The following is a 20,151-nucleotide window of genomic DNA, read 5'->3' on the forward strand; positions in this document are numbered from 1 at the left end:
AGTCCGCCTGTGGCTATTCGCTATGGCAAAGGGCTGATAGGAGGAGCGGTTGTCGTCGCTCTCCTGGCCCTGCTGGTCCACTGGATCGGCATCAACACGATCGAGATGTACCGCGACGATTTGTTGTTTTACCTGCAAGCTCACCTGATTCTTGTACTTGTCTCCATGCTGGCTGCCCTGATCGTAGGGATCCCCGCCGGTATCCTGCTCAGCCGACCGAATATGGTCGGGCGCGCAGAACGCTTCATGCAGATCTTCAACATCGGCAACACCGTCCCTCCCCTGGCCGTACTGGCCATCGCCCTCGGCGTCCTCGGCATCGGCAGTGGCCCGGCCATCTTCGCCCTGTTCCTCGCCTCCTTGCTGCCCATCGTGCGCAATACCTACGAAGGCCTGAAAAACGTACAGGGTTCCTTGAAGGAAGCCGCCGTCGGCATCGGCATGACCCCGCGCCAGGTGCTGTTTCGCGTCGAACTGCCCAACGCCGTGCCGATCATCATCGGTGGTGTACGTGTGGCCCTGGCGATCAACGTCGGCACCGCACCGCTGGCGTTCCTGATTGGCGCCAACAGCCTGGGCAGCCTGATCTTCCCCGGCATTGCCCTGAACAATCAGCCGCAATTGCTACTCGGCGCCGCGTGTACCGCGTTGCTGGCGTTGCTGCTTGACGGTCTGGTGACCATGGCCAGCCGCCTCTGGCTGGAACGCGGGTTGCGTCCGTCTTAAGGCTGGGTAAAGGAATCGACATGAAAAAACTGACTTTGATATTGAGCTGCGTCCTGCTGTTTGCAGGCATTGCGCAAGCCGCTGAAAAACCGGTGATCCGTATCGGCGCCCGGGTCTTCACCGAGCAGACCCTGCTCGCCGAAATTACCTCCCAGTACCTGCGCACCAAGGGCTACGACACCCGCGTGACCGGCGGCCTGGGCAGCAACCTGGCGCGCAGTGCCCAGGAGAGCGGGCAACTGGACCTGATCTGGGAGTACACCGGCGTGTCCCTGGTGGCCTACAACCATGTGGACGAGAAGCTCGACAGCGAACAGTCCTACGCACGGGTGAAAGAACTCGACGCAAAAAAAGGCCTGGTCTGGCTGTCGCCGTCGAAGTTCAGCAACACCTACGCCCTGTCCCTGCCGGAAAACGTGGCCAAGGAGTATCCGCAGATCAACACCATCAGCGACCTGACCAAGGCCCTGGCCGAGCCAACCCGTGAAAACCGCCTGGTGGCCCTGGATACCGAGTTCGCCAACCGTTCCGACGGCATGGCCGGCATGGTCAAGCTGTACGGCATGAACCTCACCCGCAAGAACACCCGGCAGATGGACGCAGGCCTGGTCTACACCGCCCTGCGTAATGGCCAGGTATTTGCCGGCCTGGTGTACACCACCGATGGCCGCCTCAACGCCTTCAAGTTGAAGCTGCTGGAAGATGACCTGCACTACTTCCCGGACTACACCGCAGCCCCGGTGGTACGCCAGGTTTATCTGGATGCCCACCCGCAATTGGCCGCCGACCTCAAGCCACTGGCGGCGCTGTTCGACGATGAAACCATGCGCCAGCTGAACGCGCGGGTCGACGTCGACCATGAAAGCCCATCGGCCGTTGCCGCTGACTTCCTGCGCCAGCACCCACTCAACTAAAAGAGGAGAAGACATGGAATTTCTGAACGCCTTTTCCCATCTTGATTGGGCCCAAGTCCTGCACCTGACCTGGCAGCACATCACCCTGGTCGGGATCGCCGTGATCCTCGCGATTGTCGTAGGCGTGCCCCTGGGCGTGCTGATGACCCGCTTCCCGACCCTGGCCGGCCCGTTGCAGGCCAGCGCCACGGTGCTGCTGACCGTCCCGTCGATTGCCCTGTTCGGCCTGCTGCTGCCGTTCTACTCCAAGTTCGGCCAGGGCCTGGGGCCGATGCCGGCGATCACCGCCGTGTTCCTCTACTCCCTGCTGCCGATCATGCGTAACACCTACCTGGCCCTGACCGGTGTCGAGCCGGGCATCCGCGAAGCCGCCAAAGGCATCGGCATGACCTTCGGCCAGCGCCTGCGCATGGTCGAGCTGCCCATCGCCGTGCCGGTGATCCTCGCCGGCGTGCGCACCGCCGTGGTGATGAACATCGGTGTGATGACCATTGCCGCCACCATCGGCGCCGGTGGCCTGGGTGTACTTATTCTGGCTTCCATCAGCCGCAGCGACATGTCGATGCTGATCGTTGGCGCCGTGCTGGTCAGTCTCCTGGCCATCTTCGCCGACCTGCTTCTGCAATGGCTGCAACGCTCGCTGACTCCAAAAGGATTGCTCAAATGATCGAACTTCAAAACCTGTCCAAGACCTTCCAAAGCAACGGCAAGACTGTCACCGCCGTTAACGACGTGAGCCTGACTGTCAATGAAGGCGAGATTTGCGTATTCCTCGGCCCCTCGGGTTGCGGCAAGAGCACCACGCTGAAAATGATCAACCGCCTGATCAAGCCCACCTCGGGCAAGATCCTGATCAACGGCGAAGACACCACCGACCTCGACGAAGTGACCCTGCGCCGCAACATCGGCTACGTGATCCAGCAGATCGGCCTGTTCCCCAACATGACCATCGAGGAAAACATCGTGGTGGTGCCCAAGCTGCTGGGCTGGGACAAGCAGAAGTGCCACGACCGCGCCCGTGAGTTGATGAGCATGATCAAGCTCGAACCCAAGCAGTATCTGCACCGCTACCCCCGTGAATTGTCCGGTGGTCAGCAACAGCGGATCGGCGTGATCCGCGCCCTGGCGGCCGACGCGCCATTGCTGCTGATGGATGAGCCATTCGGCGCGGTCGACCCGATCAACCGCGAGATGATCCAGAACGAGTTCTTCGAGATGCAACGCGCATTGAACAAGACGGTGATCATGGTCAGCCATGACATCGACGAGGCGATCAAGCTGGGCGACAAAATCGCCATCTTCCGCGCCGGCAAGCTGTTGCAGATCGACCACCCGGACACCCTGCTGGCCCATCCTGCCGACGAGTTTGTCAGCAACTTTGTCGGCCAGGACAGCACCCTCAAGCGCCTGCTGCTGGTCAAGGCCGAAGACGCGGCGGACAACGCCCCGTCGGTCAGCCCGGAAACGCCGGTGGCCGATGCCCTGGAGCTGATGGACGAGCATGACCGGCGCTATGTGGTGGTCACCTGCGCCGAGAACAAGGCCCTGGGTTATGTACGACGTCGCGACCTGCATCGTCAGACGGGTACCTGCGCCCAATACCTGCGCGAGTTCAACGCCACGGCGGCGTTTGACGAGCACTTGCGCATCCTGTTGTCGCGCATGTACGAGTTCAACCGCTCGTGGCTGCCGGTGATGGATGCCGAGCGGGTGTTTTTGGGTGAAGTGACCCAGGAATCGATTGCCGAGTACCTGAGCTCCGGTAAGTCCCGTGGGGGCAAGACCAGTATCGTGTCGCCTGCCGAGACTGCCTTGGCCTGATAGACCGCTATCACAGACAAGCCAGCTCCCACAGTTGGAATGCAATCCCTGTAGGAGCTGGCTTGCCTGCGATGAATACACCGCAAATCCATCTGATCAGCCCCATCCGGGGAACATCAATCCGTCACACCGGTCGGTTACATAAGTAGCTGCACGGGATCGCGCGACGAACGCGTGCAAAAACGCGACATTTTTAGTTGATCTCAAGCTCCTCACGCCCTAAAGTTCGCGCCGAACGTCCATGCTGGAAACGATCCATCCGGCTCAAGTACTGACGACGAGACAGCAAGGCCAAGGGAAGCTTATCCCGTGGCCTTTTTGCTTTCGGCGACATGCCTTGGGAAGTAGGCGAACCAAAGTGGGGATACGGAGGACGTTCATTTGCACCCATTGATCAATTTAGTTTGCCCTTAGGAGTTCCCAGCATGTCGATCAACGTCGAAGACTATTTCGCGCGCGCCACCTTTGACAAAATGAAGGCGTTCGCCGACAAGCAAGAAACCCCGTTCGTGGTGATCGACACCGCGATGATCAGCCAGGCCTACGATGACCTGCGCGCCGGTTTCGAATTCGCCAAGGTGTACTACGCCGTCAAGGCCAACCCTGCCGTCGAGATCATCGACCTGTTGAAAGACAAGGGTTCGAGCTTCGACATCGCCTCGATCTACGAGCTGGACAAGGTCATGGACCGCGGCGTCAGCGCCGACCGTATCAGCTACGGCAACACCATCAAGAAATCCAAGGACATCCGCTACTTCTACGAGAAAGGCGTGCGCCTGTTCTCCACCGACTCCGAAGCCGACCTGCGCAACATCGCCAAGGCCGCGCCGGGCTCCAAAGTCTATGTGCGTATCCTTACCGAAGGCTCGACTACGGCTGACTGGCCTTTGTCGCGCAAATTCGGCTGCCAGACCGACATGGCCATGGACCTGCTGATCCTCGCCCGCGACCTGGGCCTGGTGCCCTACGGCATCTCGTTCCACGTGGGTTCGCAGCAGCGTGATATCAGCGTGTGGGACGCAGCCATCGCCAAGGTCAAGGTGATCTTCGAGCGTTTGAAAGAAGAAGACGGCATCCACCTCAAGCTGATCAACATGGGCGGTGGCTTCCCGGCCAACTACATCACCCGCACCAACAGCCTGGAAACCTACGCCGAGGAAATCATCCGCTTCCTCAAGGAAGACTTCGGTGACGAGCTGCCGGAAATCATCCTGGAGCCGGGCCGTTCGTTGATCGCCAACGCCGGGATCCTGGTCAGCGAAGTGGTATTGGTTGCACGTAAATCCCGCACCGCCGTCGAGCGCTGGGTGTACACGGATGTGGGCAAGTTCTCCGGCCTGATCGAAACCATGGACGAAGCCATCAAGTTCCCGATCTGGACCGAGAAAAAAGGCGAGATGGAAGAAGTGGTGATCGCCGGTCCTACCTGCGACAGCGCCGATATCATGTACGAAAACTACAAGTACGGCCTGCCGCTGAACCTGGCCATTGGTGACCGCCTGTACTGGCTGTCCACCGGTGCGTACACCACCAGCTACAGCGCCGTTGAATTCAACGGTTTCCCACCGCTGAAATCCTTCTACGTCTGACCCCGTAGGAGCCGGCTTGCCGGCTCCTACAGCTCTTCTGCGCGTTGCTGGTAGGCAGCAGCCATGGCGCGAATCTGCGGATCATTCGCCGCCGCCAGCGCTTTGTGCGCCACCTGCAAAAACTTCAGATTCCCGCCTTCCAGCGCCCGGTGCAGCCACTCCAGCGCCGCCTCGACCTGGCCTTGATCCGCCAGCACCGCCGCATAACTGAACTGCCCGCGAAAATCCCCACCTTCGGCCGAGCGACGATACCAATCGCGCGCTGCGGGCAGGTCTTGCGCGCAAAATTGCCCGTCTTCCAGGTATCGCCCCAACAGGTTCATCGACTTGGCATGCCCCCGTTCGGCAGCCTGGCGATAACAGGCCAGCGCCTGTTGCTGGTCTGGCGTCACACCGCGCCCGGTGGCCAGCAAGTTGGCGTAGTTGTACAACCCCCAATCCAGCCCCGCCTCTGCTGCCTGGCGATACTCGACGGCCGCCGCCCGCTCATCGGCGGCGCAACCCCAGCCGTGTTCCAGGCAACGCCCCGCCATATTGCGTGCCATCAGGTGCCCGCCCTGTGCCGCAATCCGGAACCAGCGCAGGGCCAGTGCCTCATCGCGCTCGATCCCGCGCCCTTCCAGGAGAATTTGCCCCAGTAGCGCCTGGGCATCGAGCACGCCCTCCTTCGCCGCCATCAGGATCGCCTGGGCCGCGCGGGCCGGTGATTCGTCAAGCATGGCGCGCAGTTGTTCGCCGTCGAGGCGTTCTTCGCGGCGCAAGTGAAAAGCCATGCTCAGACCTCGACCCAGCGACGCAACAGGTTGTGATAGGTGCCGGTGAGCTGGATCAGCGCCGGGTGGTCCGGTACGTCACGGCTCAGTTGCTGGATCGCACCATCCATTTCGAACAGCAACGTGCGCTGGCTGTCTTCACGCACCAGGCTTTGGGTCCAGAAAAACGCGGCATACCGCGCGCCACGGGTCACGGCGTTGACTTTGTGCAGGCTGGAGCCGGGGTACAGCACCATGTCGCCGGCGGGCAGCTTGACCCACTGCTGGCCGAAAGTGTCCTGGATCTGCAGTTCGCCGCCGTCGTACTCATCCGGGTCGCTGAAAAACAGCGTGGCAGACAGGTCGGTGCGCACCCGCTCGGGGCTGCCCTTGGGCTGGCGCACGGCGTTATCGATATGAAAGTCGAAGCTGCCCCCCGCGGTGTAGCAATTGAGCAATGGCGGGAAGACTTTGTGTGGCAGCGCCGCCGACATGAATTGCGGGTTTTGCCACAGGCGCTCGAGCATGGCCGCGCCGATTTCCTTGGCCAGTGGGTGGCCTTCGGGCAATTGCAGGTTGTGCTTGGCCTTGGCCGACTGGTGCCCGGCGGTGATCTTGCCGTCTGCCCAGTCCGCCTGCTCCAGGGCTTCGCGGATGCGCAGGACTTCTTCGCGGGAGAACAGGCCGGGAATATGCAGCAGCATGAGACGTTACCTGAGGGCAGAGGGGCGCCAATGGTATTGATTACTATTGACGCTGTAAAACCCTGATCCGACGGGCAGACGTATGAGCCCGAAAAAACCGTAACTCCAGAAGTGTAAATTTTGTAAATAGAGTGCAAATAGCAATACCTCTCAATTGCTATGCATAATTGTTTACAATATATTTCGCGCCCTAACATCCTTGGGGTAGGGAATTTCATGTCGCGCCACATTACAAAAACACCAAACAGTTCACCGCGCTTGCTGGCCTCGGCCATTGGCGTGGCCATCAGCGCCAGCTCTGTCGCCCATATGGCGCAAGCGGCCGAAGAGACCGAACAAAAAGGCGAGCGCAACAGCATTTCCCTGGGGGCCACCAGCATCACCGGCCAGGAACAGGACGCAACCTCCTACCAGACCGAAAAATCCTCTTCGCAGAAATACACCGCGCCCCTGGTCGACACCCCGCGCTCCGTCACCGTGGTGCCAGCGCAGGTGCTCAAGGACACCGCCGCCACCTCGCTGCAGGACGCTCTGCGTACCGTGCCGGGGATTACCTTTGGTGCCGGTGAAGGCGGCAACCCCCAGGGCGACCGTCCGTTTATCCGTGGCTTCGATGCCCAGGGCGACACCTACCTGGACGGCGTGCGTGATACCGGCGGCCAGAGCCGGGAAATTTTCGATATCGAGTCCATCGAAGTCAGCAAGGGCCCCAACTCCTCGTTCGGTGGCCGTGGCTCGGCCGGTGGCAGCCTCAACCTGGTGAGCAAGACCCCACAAGCACGGGACTTCCTCAACGGCGGCTTTACCTACGGCTCCGACCAGACCCGGCGCTATGCCCTCGACGTCAACCGCCAGTTCCTCGACAACGCCGCGTTCCGCCTGAACCTGATGAGCCACGAACAGAACGTGGCCGGCCGCGACGCGGTCAATTACGACCGTTGGGGCGTGGCGCCGTCGCTGACCTTTGGCCTGGGCACCCCGACCCGCGTCAACCTCAGCTACTACCACATGGAAAGCAACGACCTGCCGGATTCGGGCATTCCCTACGGCTACAGCAACAGTTCCGCGACAGCTGTGCATGTGCATGACAAACCCACCGACGGTGGCGACAGCAGCAACTTCTATGGTTTGAAGGATCGCGACTTCCGCAAGACCCGCGCCGATATCAGTACGTTCTCCATCGAGCACGACCTGAACGACAACATGACGATCAAAAACACCCTGCGCCACGGCAGCACCGGCCAGGACTACGTACTCACCCAACCGGACGACAGCCAGCACAACGTCAACCAGTTCGGTACCGTCTGGCGCCGGGCCAACAGCCGCGTGTCCACCACCACGACCACCACCAACCAGACCGATCTGTTTGGCAGCTTCCAGGCCCTGGGCTTCAAGCACAGCTACTCCACGGGGCTGGAATTTACCGGTGAAGAAACCCGTGTCAGCGGTTACACCGTCAGCCCCAACAGCAACCCGAGCTGCACCGTGGCCGGCGGCGGCAAGGGCGGCCAGTGCACCTCGTTGAGCGACCCGAACCCCAACGATGCCTGGACCGGCAGCGTCGCCCGCAACTACATGGGCACCAACACCAAGGCCACCAGCCGCGCCGCGTACGTGTTCGACACCATCGAACTCGACCCGCAGTGGCTGCTGAACGTCGGCCTGCGCTACGACACGTTCGACACCGAGGCCAACACCAACGCGGTACCCTCCGCCACGGTAAAAGCCCGCACCAAGCTCAAGGACGACAGCCAGTTCTTCAACTGGCAGGCGGGCCTGGTCTGGAAGCCGATGGAAAACGGCAGCATCTACACCTCCTATGCCACTTCGGCCTCGCCTGCTGGCGGCCTGGTGGGTGAAGGTGTCGACTCCAACGCCATCCCAACCGGCATCAACACCAGCGACATGAAACCGGAAGAAACCGTCAACTACGAGCTGGGCACCAAGTGGGACCTGTTCCACGACCGCCTGTCCCTGACCGCTGCCGTGTTCCGCACCGAGAAGAAAAACGCGCGGGTTCTGGTCAACTCCAACACCTATGAAAACGCCGGTGAGTCCCGGGTCGATGGTCTGGAGCTTTCCGCCAGCGGCAAACTCACCGAGCAGTGGCAGGTATTCGCCGGCTACAGCTACCTGAAAAGCGAGTTGGTGGACCCAGGCAAAAACGGCAACCGTTTGGGTGTCGTCACCGCCGGCTCCAACAAAGGCAACGAAATGCCCAACACGCCGAAGCACTCCTTCAGCCTGTGGACCACCTATGACATCACCTCGAAACTGACCGTCGGTGGCGGCGCGTTCTATGTCGACGACGTCTACGGCGACCCGGCCAACACCGTCTACGTACCGTCCTACACCCGCTACGACGCCATGGCCAGCTACAAGCTGACCAAGAACGTCGACCTGCAATTGAACGTGCAGAACCTGACCGACAAGACCTACTACGACAAGGCCTATGGCGCACACTTCGCCAACCAGGCAGCCGGTCGTACGGCCCTGTTGACCACCAGCTTCCACTTCTAAGACGCTGTAGGTTTCATGCAAAAAGCCCCGCGCATCGGATGCCCGGGGCTTTCGTATGTAAAAAAGAATCTTTCTCGACAACTCACGGCATAATGCGCGCCGTAAAATTCCTATCCAGCTCAGCGAGGCCGTCCGACGTGTTGAAGAAGACCCTATTCCAGTTGCACTGGTTTTTCGGCATTACCGCCGGGCTGGTGTTGGCATTGATGGGGATTACCGGGGCCGCGTACTCGTTCCAGGATGAAATCCTGCGGGCGCTCAACCCCACGGTACTGACCGTGCACCAGCAACCCGCCGGGGTGCTGCCACCCGCTGAACTGGTGCGCAAACTCGAAGCCACCGAAGGCAAGGCCGTGTCCATGCTGTGGGTGGAAAGCGAAAGTGGCAACGCCGCCCGGGTCTTCTTCACGCCGCCACCGGGCGAACGCCGGGGGCAGATGCGCTACTTCGACCCGTACACCGGCGACTACCTGGGCGATGCCGTCGGCCAGGACTTTTTCGGTCTGATGCTGCAACTGCACCGCTTCCTCGCCATGGGCGATACCGGCCGGCAAATCACCGGCGCCTGTACGCTGATCTTGATTTTCTTCTGCCTCTCCGGCCTGTACCTGCGCTGGCCGCGCCAGGTGGCGAGTTGGCGTGCCTGGCTGACCCTGGACTGGCGCAAGAAAGGCCGCAGTTTCAACTGGGACCTGCACTCGGTGTTCGGCACCTGGTGCCTGCTGTTCTACCTGTTGGCCGCGCTCACCGGTTTGTCGTGGTCCTACGAGTGGTACAACAAGGGCCTGACCAAGCTGCTGTCCGATGCCCCGCAAAACGAGCGGGTGCGCAATCGCGGCCCGGCGCCGGCGGGCCCGGCACCCGTGGCCAACTACGAGGCGATCTGGAGCAGCATCTACAGCACCGCCGGCCCGGGCCTGAGTGCCTACAACATCCGTATGCCGGCCGTCGCCGGGCAACCGGCCACGATCTACTACCTGTTGCAGAACTCTCCCCATGACCGCGCGCTGAACCAGATCAACCTGGACCCGGCCACTGGCGTGGTCAAAAGTGTTCAACGCTATAGCGATAAAAGCCTCAAGGCGCAATTGCTGACCAGCATCTATGCGCTGCATGTGGGCAGTTACTTCGGCCTGGTGGGGCGGATCATCCTTACCGTCACTTCGCTGTGCATGCCGCTGTTCTTTATTACCGGCTGGTTGCTGTACCTGGACCGCCGCCGCAAAAAGCGCCAGGTGCGCGATGCACGCAAAGGTCTGGGCGAAAACCCTGGCAATGCACCGGCCTGGCTGATCGGTTTCGCCAGCCAGAGCGGCTTTGCCGAGCAACTGGCCTGGCAGACCGCCGGCCAGTTGCAGGCGGCCGGGTTGCCGGTGAAGGTGCAGCCCCTGGGCAGTGTCAGTGAAGACGACTTGCGCCAGTCGGAACATGCGCTGTTTGTGGTCAGCACCTTCGGCGACGGCGAAGCCCCGGACAGCGCGCGCGGCTTCGAACGCAGCGTGCTGGGCCAAGACCTTGCCCTCCAGGGCCTGAACTACTCGGTGCTGGCTCTGGGCGATCGTCAATACCAGCACTTTTGCGGCTTTGCCCGGCGCCTGCACTTCTGGCTGACCAACCAGGGCGGCAACCCGTTGTTCGCCCCGGTGGAAGTCGACAGCGGCGACCAGGAGGCCCTGTTGCACTGGCAACAGCAACTGGGGCAGATCACCGGCCACGCACCGGCCGCCTGGGCCAGCGCCAGCTACGAAAGCTGGACCTTGGACCGGCGCACCCTGCTCAACCCAGACAGCAGCGGCTCGGGCGTCTACCTGCTGGGGCTCACCCCGCCCGCCCCACGGAACTGGCTGGCCGGCGACCTGGTGGAAATCCTGCCACGCAATTGCCCGTGGGCCGTCGAACATTTCCTCGACGGCCTGGGCATCGCCGGCACGGACGAAGTGCTGATCGATGGCCTGGCGCGGCCCCTGGAACAGGTGCTTGCCAGCCGCCAGTTGCCGGACAACCGCTCCCACCTGGTCGGCCTGCACGCCCAGGCCCTGGTAGAGGCGCTGGTGCCGGTGGGCATGCGCGAATACTCCATCGCCTCGATTGCCAGCGATGGCGTACTGGAACTGATCGTGCGCCAGGAACGCCACGCCGACGGCAGCCTGGGCCTGGGTTCAGGCTGGCTGACCGAACACGCGCCGCTGGGCGCGGCAATCAGCCTGCGGTTGCGGCGCAACAGCGGCTTCCACCTGCCGACTGACCCGGTACCGCTGATCCTGCTGGGCAACGGCACCGGCCTTGCCGGCTTGCGCAGCTTGCTCAAGGCGCGCATCGCCGACGGCCAGCAGCGCAACTGGTTGCTGTTCGGCGAACGCAACATCGCCCACGACTACCACTGCCAGGACGAGCTGCAAGGCTGGCTGGCCAGTGGCGACCTGGCGTTGCTGGACCTGGCGTTTTCGCGGGATCAAGAAGAGAAGATCTACGTCCAGGACCGCCTGCGCGAATCCGCCGATGTATTGCGTAAATGGCTGGCCGAGGGCGCGGCGATTTATGTCTGTGGCAGTTTGCAGGGCATGGCGGGCGGGGTGGACCAGGTGTTGGTGGACGTCCTGGGAAGCGAGGCGGTGGAACGCCTTATCGAACAGGGCCGCTACCGCCGGGATGTGTACTGACGTACCCCCAGCAAAATGTGGGAGCGGGCTTGGGCGCATTTCAGGTCAGGCGGGTTGGAGTTTTTGTTCGAATACCGACACGCCATCGAGGTCGCGTAGTGTGACCGTCAACTCCGCCGTCTGCCCATCAATCTGCACCTCGCCAAAAAACTGGAACCCCGCAAACGGCGATGTGTTTTGCACCGCCGGGGCCTTTTCAAATACCACCTGCGGGCCAAAGGTCTTATCCAAAGGATTGGGCCCGAAGCTCCCGGCGTTCAGCGGCCCCGCGACGAATTCCCAGAACGGCTCGAAATCCTGGAACGCCGCCCGGTCCGGGTGGTAGTGGTGCGCCGCGCAGTAGTGCACATCGGCGGTCAGCCACACATGGTTACGCACCTGTTGTGCGCGCAGGAAGCCCAGCAATTCGGCAATTTCCAGCTCACGGCCCTGGGCCGCGCCCGGGTCGCCGTTGGCCACCGCCTCCCAGCGCGGCACACCGGGGCTGACTTCGCCGTCGGGCACGCCGAGGCCGATGGGCATGTCGGCGGCGATTACCTTCCACTGCGCCTTCGAGGCCTTGAGTCCGCCCTTGAGCCAGTCCAGTTGCGCCCGCCCCAGAAACGGTTTGGTCCCGCCCAGGTTGTCATCGTTGGCCCCGCGATAGCTGCGCATATCCAGCACAAACACATCGAGTAACGGCCCGTAGCTGAGCTTGCGGTAGATGCGCCCACCCTGGTCGGCGCCCTGCAAGCGCATCGGCGCATATTCCAGCCAGGCCTGGCGTGCGCGGCCCACCAGGGTGGTGATGTCCTTGGTCTGGTAACGCTCGTCCAGTTGCTTGCCGGGCGACCAATTGTTGACCACTTCGTGATCGTCCCATTGCCAGATCTGCGGCACCTGGGCATTGAAGCGGCGCACGTTGTCGTCCATCAGGTTGTAGCGGTAGTTGCCACGGTATTCATCCAAGGTTTGCGCGACTTTGCTCTTGGCCTCGGTAGTAAGGTTGCGCCAGATGCGCCCGCCTTCGGTGGTCAATTGCGCCGGTACCGGGCCGTCGGCGTAGATGGTGTCGCCGCTGTGGATAAAAAAGTCCGGCAGGCGCAGGCGCATGGCTTCGTAGATGCGCATGCCGCCAATATCCGGGTTAATCCCAAAGCCCTGGCCGACGGTGTCGCCGCTCCACACAAAGCGGATATCGCGCCGTTGTTGCGGCACGCTGCGCAGGTGGCCGAACCAGGGCTCGCTGGCCACGCCGGTCTGCGCATCCTCAAATTGCACACGGTAGAAAATCGCCTGGTCGGCGGGCAGCCCGGTCAGCTCGACGCGGGCGGTGAAGTCGCTGCGGCTGTCGGCCAAAGGCGAGATGAAACGGCGCGGGTTGCCGAACAGGCTGCGGGTATCCCACTCGACCACCATCCGTGCCGGGCGGTCGCAGCGGCTCCAGATCATGGCGCGGTCGCCCAACAAGTCGCCAGACTGCACGCCATCGGTCAACTGCGGCCGGTCCTTGACTGAAGCAATTACCGCCGGCGCCAGCCCCGGCAGCAACAGGCCGGCGCCGACGCCCTGGATCACCCGACGACGGCCGGGATTGAAGTGGCTCATGGGTTTGCCTCTGCACAGCAAAAGGAAAACTAAAGCATGGCCGGATGAAGCACAGATGACAGGTGTCGCTACCTACACTCAGGCAACGGCCAGTTCGACGGCCTCCGGGCGCTTGATCACGGCGTACACCAGCCCTGTGAGTACGCTGCCGGCAACGATCGCCAACAGGTACAGCAGCGCATGGTTGATGGTGTTCGGGATCAGCATCACAAACAGCCCGCCATGGGGTGCCATCAACTTGCAGCCGAAGTACATCGACAAGGCGCCGGTCAACGCGCCGCCGGCGATGCTGGCGGGGATCACGCGCAGCGGGTCCTTGGCGGCGAACGGGATGGCGCCTTCGGAGATAAAGCACATGCCCAGAATCAACGCGGCCTTGCCGGCTTCGCGCTCGGTCTGGGCGAACTTGCGCCGGGCCAGGAACGTAGCGATAGCCATGCCAATCGGCGGCACCATGCCCGCGGCCATGGTGGCGGCCATCGGCGCGCCGCTCTGGGAGGCCAGCAGGCCGACGGAGAAGGCGTAGGCCGCCTTGTTGATCGGCCCGCCGAGGTCGGCGCACATCATCCCACCCAACAGGATGCCCAGCAGCACCGCATTGGTGGTGCCCATGGTGCTGAGAAAGTCCGTAAGGCCCGCCAGCATCTGCGCCACGGGCGGGCCGATCAGGTAGATCATCGCCAGGCCCGTGACCAGGCTCGCCAGCAACGGGATGATCAGGATCGGCTTGAGCGACTCCAGGCTTTGCGGCAATGGCACCGCGCGGGTGATCAGCTTGACGCTGTAGCCGGCGAGGAAACCGGCGAAGATCCCGCCGATAAAACCTGCGCCCAGGGTACTGGCCAGCAGGCCGCCGATCATCCCCGGCGCGAGGCCCGGACGGTCGGCAATCGAGTAGGCGATGTAGCCGGCGAGCAGCGGCACCATCAGGGTGAAGGCATGGTCGCCGACCGCTCTGAGGGCTGCGGCCAGGGTGCCAGGTTCTTCGTAGGCGTGGATCCCGAAGACGTAGGACAGGGCAATCAACAAGCCCCCCGCCACCACCATCGGCAACATGAACGACACGCCGGTCAGCAGGTGCTTGTAGACCCCGGTTTTCTCCGCCTTGGCCACCGCGCCACTGGCCGCGCTTTCCTGTTGGCCTTCGGCCAGTGCTTTGTCGAGGATTGCGGCGGACTGCTTGAGCGCAATGCCGGTGCCGCAACGGTAGATTTTCTTGCCGGCAAAGCGCTCGGTGGCCACTTCGATGTCGGCGGCCAGCAGCACCACATCCGCGTCGCGAATGGCTTGCTCGCTCAGGGGCGTGCGTGCGCCCACCGAGCCCTGGGTTTCCACCTGCAGCTCATAACCCTTGGCCTTGGCGGCTTGCTGCAAGGCTTCGGCGGCCATAAAGGTGTGGGCCACGCCGGTGGGGCAGGCGGTGATGGCGACGATACGCGGGGCGGCTTTCGCCGCCGGCACCGCGGCGGTTGCCACGTACAACTGGGCCTGTTGCGCGCCCCGTTGCAGCACCGCTTCAACGTCCTGCAACGCCTGGGCCGGGGTGCTCTGGTACACGCGCTTGCCGACAAAGCGCTGCATGTCCACCGGCGTGCTGGCGACCAGCAACACCCATTCGGCCGCGTCGAGGGTGGCCTGGGAAAGTGCGCGCTCGGGGTGGTTCACGTCCACCACCTCCACGCTGGTGCTCCAGCCCTGGCGCTGGGCGGCGGCGTCCAGCAAGCGGGCGCACAGCACACTGGTGACCATGCCGTTGGGGCAGGCAGTAACAATGGCTAATTTCATGACAATCCCTCTTATTGTTCTGTCAGCGGGCGTACGTGCACGCCGCTTTCGAGGCGCGCCAGCTGCGCGTCGTCGCTGATGCCAAAACCGATCTGCGTGACGGCCATCGCGGCGATGGCCGTGGCCCGCGCCAGGGTTTGCCGCGGTGCCTCCATCGCCAGCAAACCGTGCAGCATGCCGGCCAACAACGAGTCGCCCGCGCCTACGGTACTGGCGACGGTGACCCGTGGCGGCGTGGCCTGCAGGGCAGCGTCGGGACCGAACCAATTGACCCCATCGGCGCCGTGGGACACCACCACATGCTCGACACCTTGCAGGTGCAGGCGCTGGGCGGCCTGGGCCTGTTGCGCGACGGTAGCGGTCGGGCAATCGAGGGCGTCGGCCAGCTCTTCGGTGTTGGGCTTGACCAGCCAGGGGCCGGCCTGCAACCCGGCGCGCAGGGCTTCGCCGCTGGTGTCCAGGGCGACTTTCAACCCGAGGTTTTTCAGGTGCAACAACAGGCCCTGCAACCACTGCGGGCTGACACCCTGGGGCAGGCTGCCGGCGACCACCACCACATCATGGCCCGGGGCAATCTGCGTCAACTGGTCGAGCAGGGCCTGTTGCGCCTGCGCGCTGACCACAGGCCCCGGCGCGTTGATATCGGTCACCCGGCCGTCCAGCTCGGCCACCTTGATATTGCTGCGGGTTTCCCCCGGCACACGAATAAACGCATCGACAAAACCCCGACGGGCAATCAACGCTTCAAATGCCTGGGGATTGTCTGCCCCCAGAAAACCGCCAACCGTCACGTGATGGCCAAGGTCTGCCAACACCTGGGCGACGTTCACGCCCTTGCCCGCCGCATGGGTCAGCATGGCCAGGCTGCGATTGACCGCTCCCGGCTCCAGGCGTGTCAGTTGTACGGTCAGGTCCAACGCCGGGTTCAGCGTCAGGCTTAGAATCCTTGCCATTTACACAGCCTCCACAAGGGCACGCACTTGCGCGGGAGAGCCCACGGCCAAGGCGTTTTGTGCGAGGGCCTGGGCCTCGCCCAGGGTGAATTCACGCACCCGGGCCTTGACCTCGGGAATGCTGCGCGCCGAGACGCTCAACTCATCGACCCCCAGGCCCACCAGCACCGGCACTGCCAGCGGGTCGGCCGCCAGCTCACCGCACACCCCGACCCACTTGCCATGGGCATGGGCGGCGCGCACGGTGATGTCGATCAGTTGCAGCACGGCCGGGTGCAGGCCGTCAGCCTGGGCCGACAAGGTTGGATGACCACGGTCGATGGCCAGGGTGTACTGGGTCAGGTCATTGGTGCCGATACTGAAAAAGTCCACTTCCTGGGCCAAAACCGGCGCCAGCAGGGCCGCCGAGGGGACTTCGATCATGATCCCCAGTTGCAGGTCCGCCACTGGGATCTGCGCGCGCAGGCGCTCGGTCATGTCCCGGGCCTGGCGCCACTCATCAACGCTACCGACCATGGGGAACATGATGCGCAGTGGGCGGCCATCCGCCGAGCGCAACAGCGCACGCAGTTGGGTTTCCATGATCTGCGGGCGTTGCAGGGTCAGGCGGATGCCGCGCACGCCAAGGAACGGGTTTTCTTCCTTGGCAATCGGCCAGTACGGCAGCGGCTTGTCACCACCCACATCCAGGGTGCGCACCACCAGCGGCCGCCCAGCCAGGCCGTCGAGCACACGACGGTACTCGGCTTCCTGGGTGGCTTCGTCCGGGGCCTGGGAATGGGCCATGAAAATCAGTTCGGTGCGCAGCAGGCCAATGCCTTCGGCGCCCTGCTCGACCGCAGCGGCCACACCGGCGCTTTCGCCGATATTGGCGAACACTTCCACCGCATGCCCATCGCGGGTCAAGGCCGGTTCATGGCGTTGCGCGGCGGCGGCCTGCAAGCGTTGCTCGCGGGTGTCGCGCTCCTGGGTAGCACGCTGCAAGGTCTCGGCATCGGCATCCACATGCAGGCGCCCGCGCTGGCCATCGAGCAACAATGGCGTGCCCGAGGCCAGCAGCAAGACCGCCGGCCCGGCGCCGACCAGCGCGGGAATCCCCAGGGCGCGGGCGACGATGGCGCTGTGGGCGGTGGCACCACCGCGTGCGGTGAGAATCCCGGCCACGCGCGTCGGGTCGAGGCGCGCCACATCCGACGGGCCGACCTCATCCATCACCAGAATGTAGGGCTCGTCGGGCTCCTGCGGGGTGTCGATACCACACAGTTGCGCCAGCACCCGCCGGCCGATGTCCCGCAGGTCGGCGGCGCGTTCGGCGAGCAGTGCGTCCTGCAAGGACTCCTGCTGTTTGGCCGCTGCTTCGATCACGCTCATCCACGCCGCTTCGGCGCTTTCGCCTTGCTTGAGGCGGGTGTCGACTTCGTCGGTCAGCTCCGGGTCGTCGAGCATTTCCTGGTGGGAGATGAAAATCTCGCGGATCGCCTTGGATGTGCTGCGCTCGATCAAGCCCTGGATATCGTGGCGCACATCGCGCAATGCTGCGGATAACCGCTCGCGTTCGACGTTGGCCGACTCGCCGCACAACGGATAGTCGAACGGCTGCAACACCTGGATATGGGCCGGGCCGATGGCGATCCCCGGTGCCGCAGGGATTGCCTGAATCAGGCTGCCGGAGCGCGGCGCGCTGATCAGTGGTTCGACCTCAAGGGTCTCAACCCGTGCACTGACGGCCGGCAGCGGCTCGACGTCTTCACCCAGCCCCTCTTGCACAGCCGCCAGCAGCGCCGGCAGCGCATCGTCGGCAATGCCGGGTTCGGCGACAAATTCCAGCACCTGGCCACGCCGGGCGCCGAGGCTGAGCAGCTTGCTCAAGCTCTTGACCGACACCGCACCACCCTGCCCGTCGACGATCCGCACGCGGATCTCGCCGTCGAAGCATTTCGCCAGTTGGGCCAGGGCCTTGGCCGGCCGCGCATGCAGGCCGTGGGCATTGGCCAGGGCGATACGGGCGCTGGGCCAATCGGCGGGCAGTTCGCCACCCAACACTTCGAGGACCGCTCGGCTGCTGGTGGCGCGCCCCAGTTCCTGGCCGCGCCCTTCAATCAGCAAGGCGCACAGGCGCTCAAGCAATGCCTGGTGGGCCTCGCCGAGGCTGGCCAGGCAAAACAGGCCGCTCAATGGCTGGCCCAGGTAGCGCATGGGTTTGTCCGGTGTGACAAAGGCCAGGCCCGGGCGCTTGACCGTTTGTTCGCTGTGCAGCCACCACAGGCCATCGCCCAGGGGCAATGCATCGACTTGCTGCAACACCGCGGCAAAGCCATTGCTCACGCAATCGGCCTGGCGCAACAGGCGGGCGCCGCGCCACACCAGTTCTTCGAAATCGTCGGCAGACACGCCCAGGCCGATCATTTGGGCATCCAGCGCCAGCTCCTGGGGCGCGCCTTGCAGCAGCTTGAGCAAGGCGTCGGCCGAGGTGGCGCGGCACAGCGCCTGGCCCAGGTCGGTTTCACCAAGGGCGCGGGTCAGCAGTTGCAGCAGGCGCAGGTGCTCATCGGACTTGGCGGCAATGCCAATCGCCAGGTAGACGATCTGGCCATCGCCCCAATCCACACCGTGGGGAAATTGCAGCAGGCGCACGCCGGTGGCGAACACCTGGTCGCGGGTTTCGGGGGTGCCATGGGGGATCGCAATACCCTGGCCGAGGAAGGTCGAGCCTTGCGCTTCACGGGCTTGCAGGCCGCTCAGGTAACCCTCGGCGACCAGGCTATCGGCTACCAGTTTTTCGGCGAGCAGTTGCAAGGCAGCAGACTTATCCACAGCCAACTGGCCCATGGATATCTGCTCTACGGTGAGCTCAAGCATGCCTTTCTCCTAGTTAGTGCGGGGTGCGCACTAGGTATTGTTTTGATTAAACCGTGCAAAAATAACTGACTGAGCGGTCAATTGGCAGTAGGCACTCAGCGGCGAACATCGTAAAAATACGCTTGCTGAAACGTTTAATCTAGAATTTATGGCAGATTACTGGGTAATTTTGCATCGTTGAAGCACCACTCGGCGCTTGAGTTGCGACAATGGTCGCGTGCAGGAATCGGTTACGATTGGACAAAATGTCGGGGCAAGCTCTAAAAAACAAGGAAATCCCGGTTTGAAACTCAGTGATATTGCACGTCTAGCCGGTGTGTCCGTGACCACCGCCAGCTACGTCATCAATGGCAAGGCCCAACAGCAACGGATCAGCACCGCCACCGTGGAACGGGTGCGGGCGGTGGTCGAGGAGCATGGCTTCACTCCCAACCCCCAGGCCGCAGGGCTGCGCAGCCGACATACCCGCACCTTGGGCTTTATCCTGCCGGACCTGGAAAACCCCAGTTACGCACGGATCGCCAAGCTGTTGGAACAAGGCGCGCGGGCCCGTGGCTATCAATTGCTGATCGCCAGTTCCGACGACGATGCCAACAGCGAGCGCCAGTTACTGCAACTGTTCCGTGCGCGGCGTTGTGATGCGCTGTTCGTCGCCAGTTGCCTGCCTGCCAGCGATGACAGTTATCGCGAGCTGCAAGCCAAGGGCCTGCCGGTGATCGCCATCGACCGGGTGATGGAGGCCGAGCAGTTCTGCTCGGTGGTCAGCGATGACCGCCAGGCCTGCCAGCAGTTGACCAGCAGCCTGCTGCAACCGCTGCCCCGGCAGATCGTCTTGATCGGCGCGCGCCCCGAGCTGAGCATCAGCCAGGAACGCGCGGCGGGTTTCCAGCAAGCGTTGCACGGCTTCAAGGGCGAAGTGCTGATCGAGCACGGCGAAGCCTTCAGCCGTGATTGTGGCCGCAAGTTGATGGAGGAACTCCTGCAACGCCTGGGGCATTTACCCGACGCGCTGGTGACCACTTCCTACGTATTGCTACAAGGGGTGTTTGACGCGCTGCATGACTTCCCGCTCAAGTCCCGGCCACTGCGCCTGGGCACCTTTGGTGACACCCAGTTGCTGGACTTCCTGCCGCTACCGGTCAACGCCATGGCCCAGCAGCACGCGCTGATCGCGCAGACGGCCCTGCGCCTGGCGCTGGCGGCGATTGAAGAACAGCACTACCAGCCGGGCGTGCATGCCATTGGCCGGACCTTCAAGCAGCGGATTCACGAGGCGTAGGC

The 20,151-nt window shown here is 63.2% G+C and carries 14 protein-coding genes; 8 read left to right on the top strand and 6 right to left on the bottom strand.

The window, feature by feature from the left end:
• Positions 1 to 9: 9 nt before the first annotated feature.
• From HBO05_RS07170 to HBO05_RS07190, 5 genes are all read left to right on the top strand, one after another.
• Entirely contained in the window at positions 10 to 726 is a 717-nt protein-coding gene (locus tag HBO05_RS07170; RefSeq protein ID WP_169950971.1) for an ABC transporter permease, read from the top strand.
• Positions 727 to 746: 20 nt separating this feature from the next.
• The gene (locus HBO05_RS07175) at positions 747 to 1,640 is read left to right on the top strand and encodes a glycine betaine ABC transporter substrate-binding protein (RefSeq protein ID WP_169950973.1); all 894 of its coding nucleotides are present in this window, start codon (positions 747 to 749) and stop codon (positions 1,638 to 1,640) included.
• Between the two features lie 13 nt (positions 1,641 to 1,653).
• Entirely contained in the window at positions 1,654 to 2,307 is a 654-nt protein-coding gene (locus tag HBO05_RS07180) for an ABC transporter permease (RefSeq protein ID WP_027604864.1), read from the top strand.
• The gene (locus tag HBO05_RS07185) at positions 2,304 to 3,461 is read left to right on the top strand and encodes an ABC transporter ATP-binding protein (protein ID WP_029291958.1); all 1,158 of its coding nucleotides are present in this window, start codon (positions 2,304 to 2,306) and stop codon (positions 3,459 to 3,461) included. Before HBO05_RS07180 ends, HBO05_RS07185 begins: the two co-directional genes overlap by 4 nt.
• A gap of 425 nt (positions 3,462 to 3,886) precedes the next feature.
• Positions 3,887 to 5,050: a type III PLP-dependent enzyme gene (locus HBO05_RS07190; protein WP_032861941.1), complete on the top strand. Its 1,164-nt coding sequence runs from the start codon at positions 3,887 to 3,889 to the stop codon at positions 5,048 to 5,050.
• Between the two features lie 26 nt (positions 5,051 to 5,076).
• Here HBO05_RS07190 and HBO05_RS07195 read toward each other — a convergent pair whose 3' ends face one another.
• Together HBO05_RS07195 and HBO05_RS07200 are read right to left on the bottom strand one after the other, a co-directional pair.
• Positions 5,077 to 5,823 (bottom strand): tetratricopeptide repeat protein, encoded by a 747-nt coding sequence (locus tag HBO05_RS07195; protein ID WP_169950975.1) that lies wholly within the window; start codon positions 5,821 to 5,823, stop codon positions 5,077 to 5,079.
• A 2-nt stretch (positions 5,824 to 5,825) separates the two neighbouring features.
• Positions 5,826 to 6,506 carry a Fe2+-dependent dioxygenase gene (locus HBO05_RS07200; protein ID WP_172312139.1) on the bottom strand — a complete coding sequence of 227 codons (681 nt, stop codon included), beginning with the start codon at positions 6,504 to 6,506 and terminating at the stop codon, positions 5,826 to 5,828.
• Between the two features lie 216 nt (positions 6,507 to 6,722).
• On the opposite strand from HBO05_RS07200, the gene HBO05_RS07205 reads away from it, so the two are divergent.
• Both HBO05_RS07205 and HBO05_RS07210 read left to right on the top strand, forming a co-directional pair.
• Positions 6,723 to 9,026 (top strand): TonB-dependent siderophore receptor, encoded by a 2,304-nt coding sequence (locus tag HBO05_RS07205; protein WP_172312141.1) that lies wholly within the window; start codon positions 6,723 to 6,725, stop codon positions 9,024 to 9,026.
• Positions 9,027 to 9,163: 137 nt separating this feature from the next.
• Positions 9,164 to 11,686 (top strand): sulfite reductase flavoprotein subunit alpha, encoded by a 2,523-nt coding sequence (locus HBO05_RS07210; protein ID WP_172312143.1) that lies wholly within the window; start codon positions 9,164 to 9,166, stop codon positions 11,684 to 11,686.
• Between the two features lie 45 nt (positions 11,687 to 11,731).
• Here the strand turns inward: HBO05_RS07210 and HBO05_RS07215 are convergent, their stop codons facing one another.
• From HBO05_RS07215 to ptsP, 4 genes are all read right to left on the bottom strand, one after another.
• Positions 11,732 to 13,273 (bottom strand): alkaline phosphatase D family protein, encoded by a 1,542-nt coding sequence (locus HBO05_RS07215; protein ID WP_169950983.1) that lies wholly within the window; start codon positions 13,271 to 13,273, stop codon positions 11,732 to 11,734.
• Positions 13,274 to 13,351: 78 nt separating this feature from the next.
• Positions 13,352 to 15,058, bottom strand: coding sequence for a PTS fructose-like transporter subunit IIB (locus tag HBO05_RS07220; protein ID WP_172312145.1), 1,707 nt, complete (start codon positions 15,056 to 15,058; stop codon positions 13,352 to 13,354).
• Positions 15,059 to 15,069: 11 nt separating this feature from the next.
• Positions 15,070 to 16,011 (bottom strand): 1-phosphofructokinase, encoded by a 942-nt coding sequence (pfkB, locus tag HBO05_RS07225; RefSeq protein WP_170056715.1) that lies wholly within the window; start codon positions 16,009 to 16,011, stop codon positions 15,070 to 15,072.
• Positions 16,012 to 18,870: a phosphoenolpyruvate--protein phosphotransferase gene (ptsP, locus tag HBO05_RS07230; RefSeq protein WP_172312147.1), complete on the bottom strand. Its 2,859-nt coding sequence runs from the start codon at positions 18,868 to 18,870 to the stop codon at positions 16,012 to 16,014.
• Positions 18,871 to 19,153: 283 nt separating this feature from the next.
• On the opposite strand from ptsP, the gene cra reads away from it, so the two are divergent.
• The gene (cra, locus tag HBO05_RS07235) at positions 19,154 to 20,149 is read left to right on the top strand and encodes a catabolite repressor/activator (protein WP_169950992.1); all 996 of its coding nucleotides are present in this window, start codon (positions 19,154 to 19,156) and stop codon (positions 20,147 to 20,149) included.
• Positions 20,150 to 20,151 lie beyond the last annotated feature (2 nt).

Source organism: Pseudomonas sp. WS 5079 (assembly GCF_012985465.1).
Lineage (GTDB): Bacteria > Pseudomonadota > Gammaproteobacteria > Pseudomonadales > Pseudomonadaceae > Aquipseudomonas.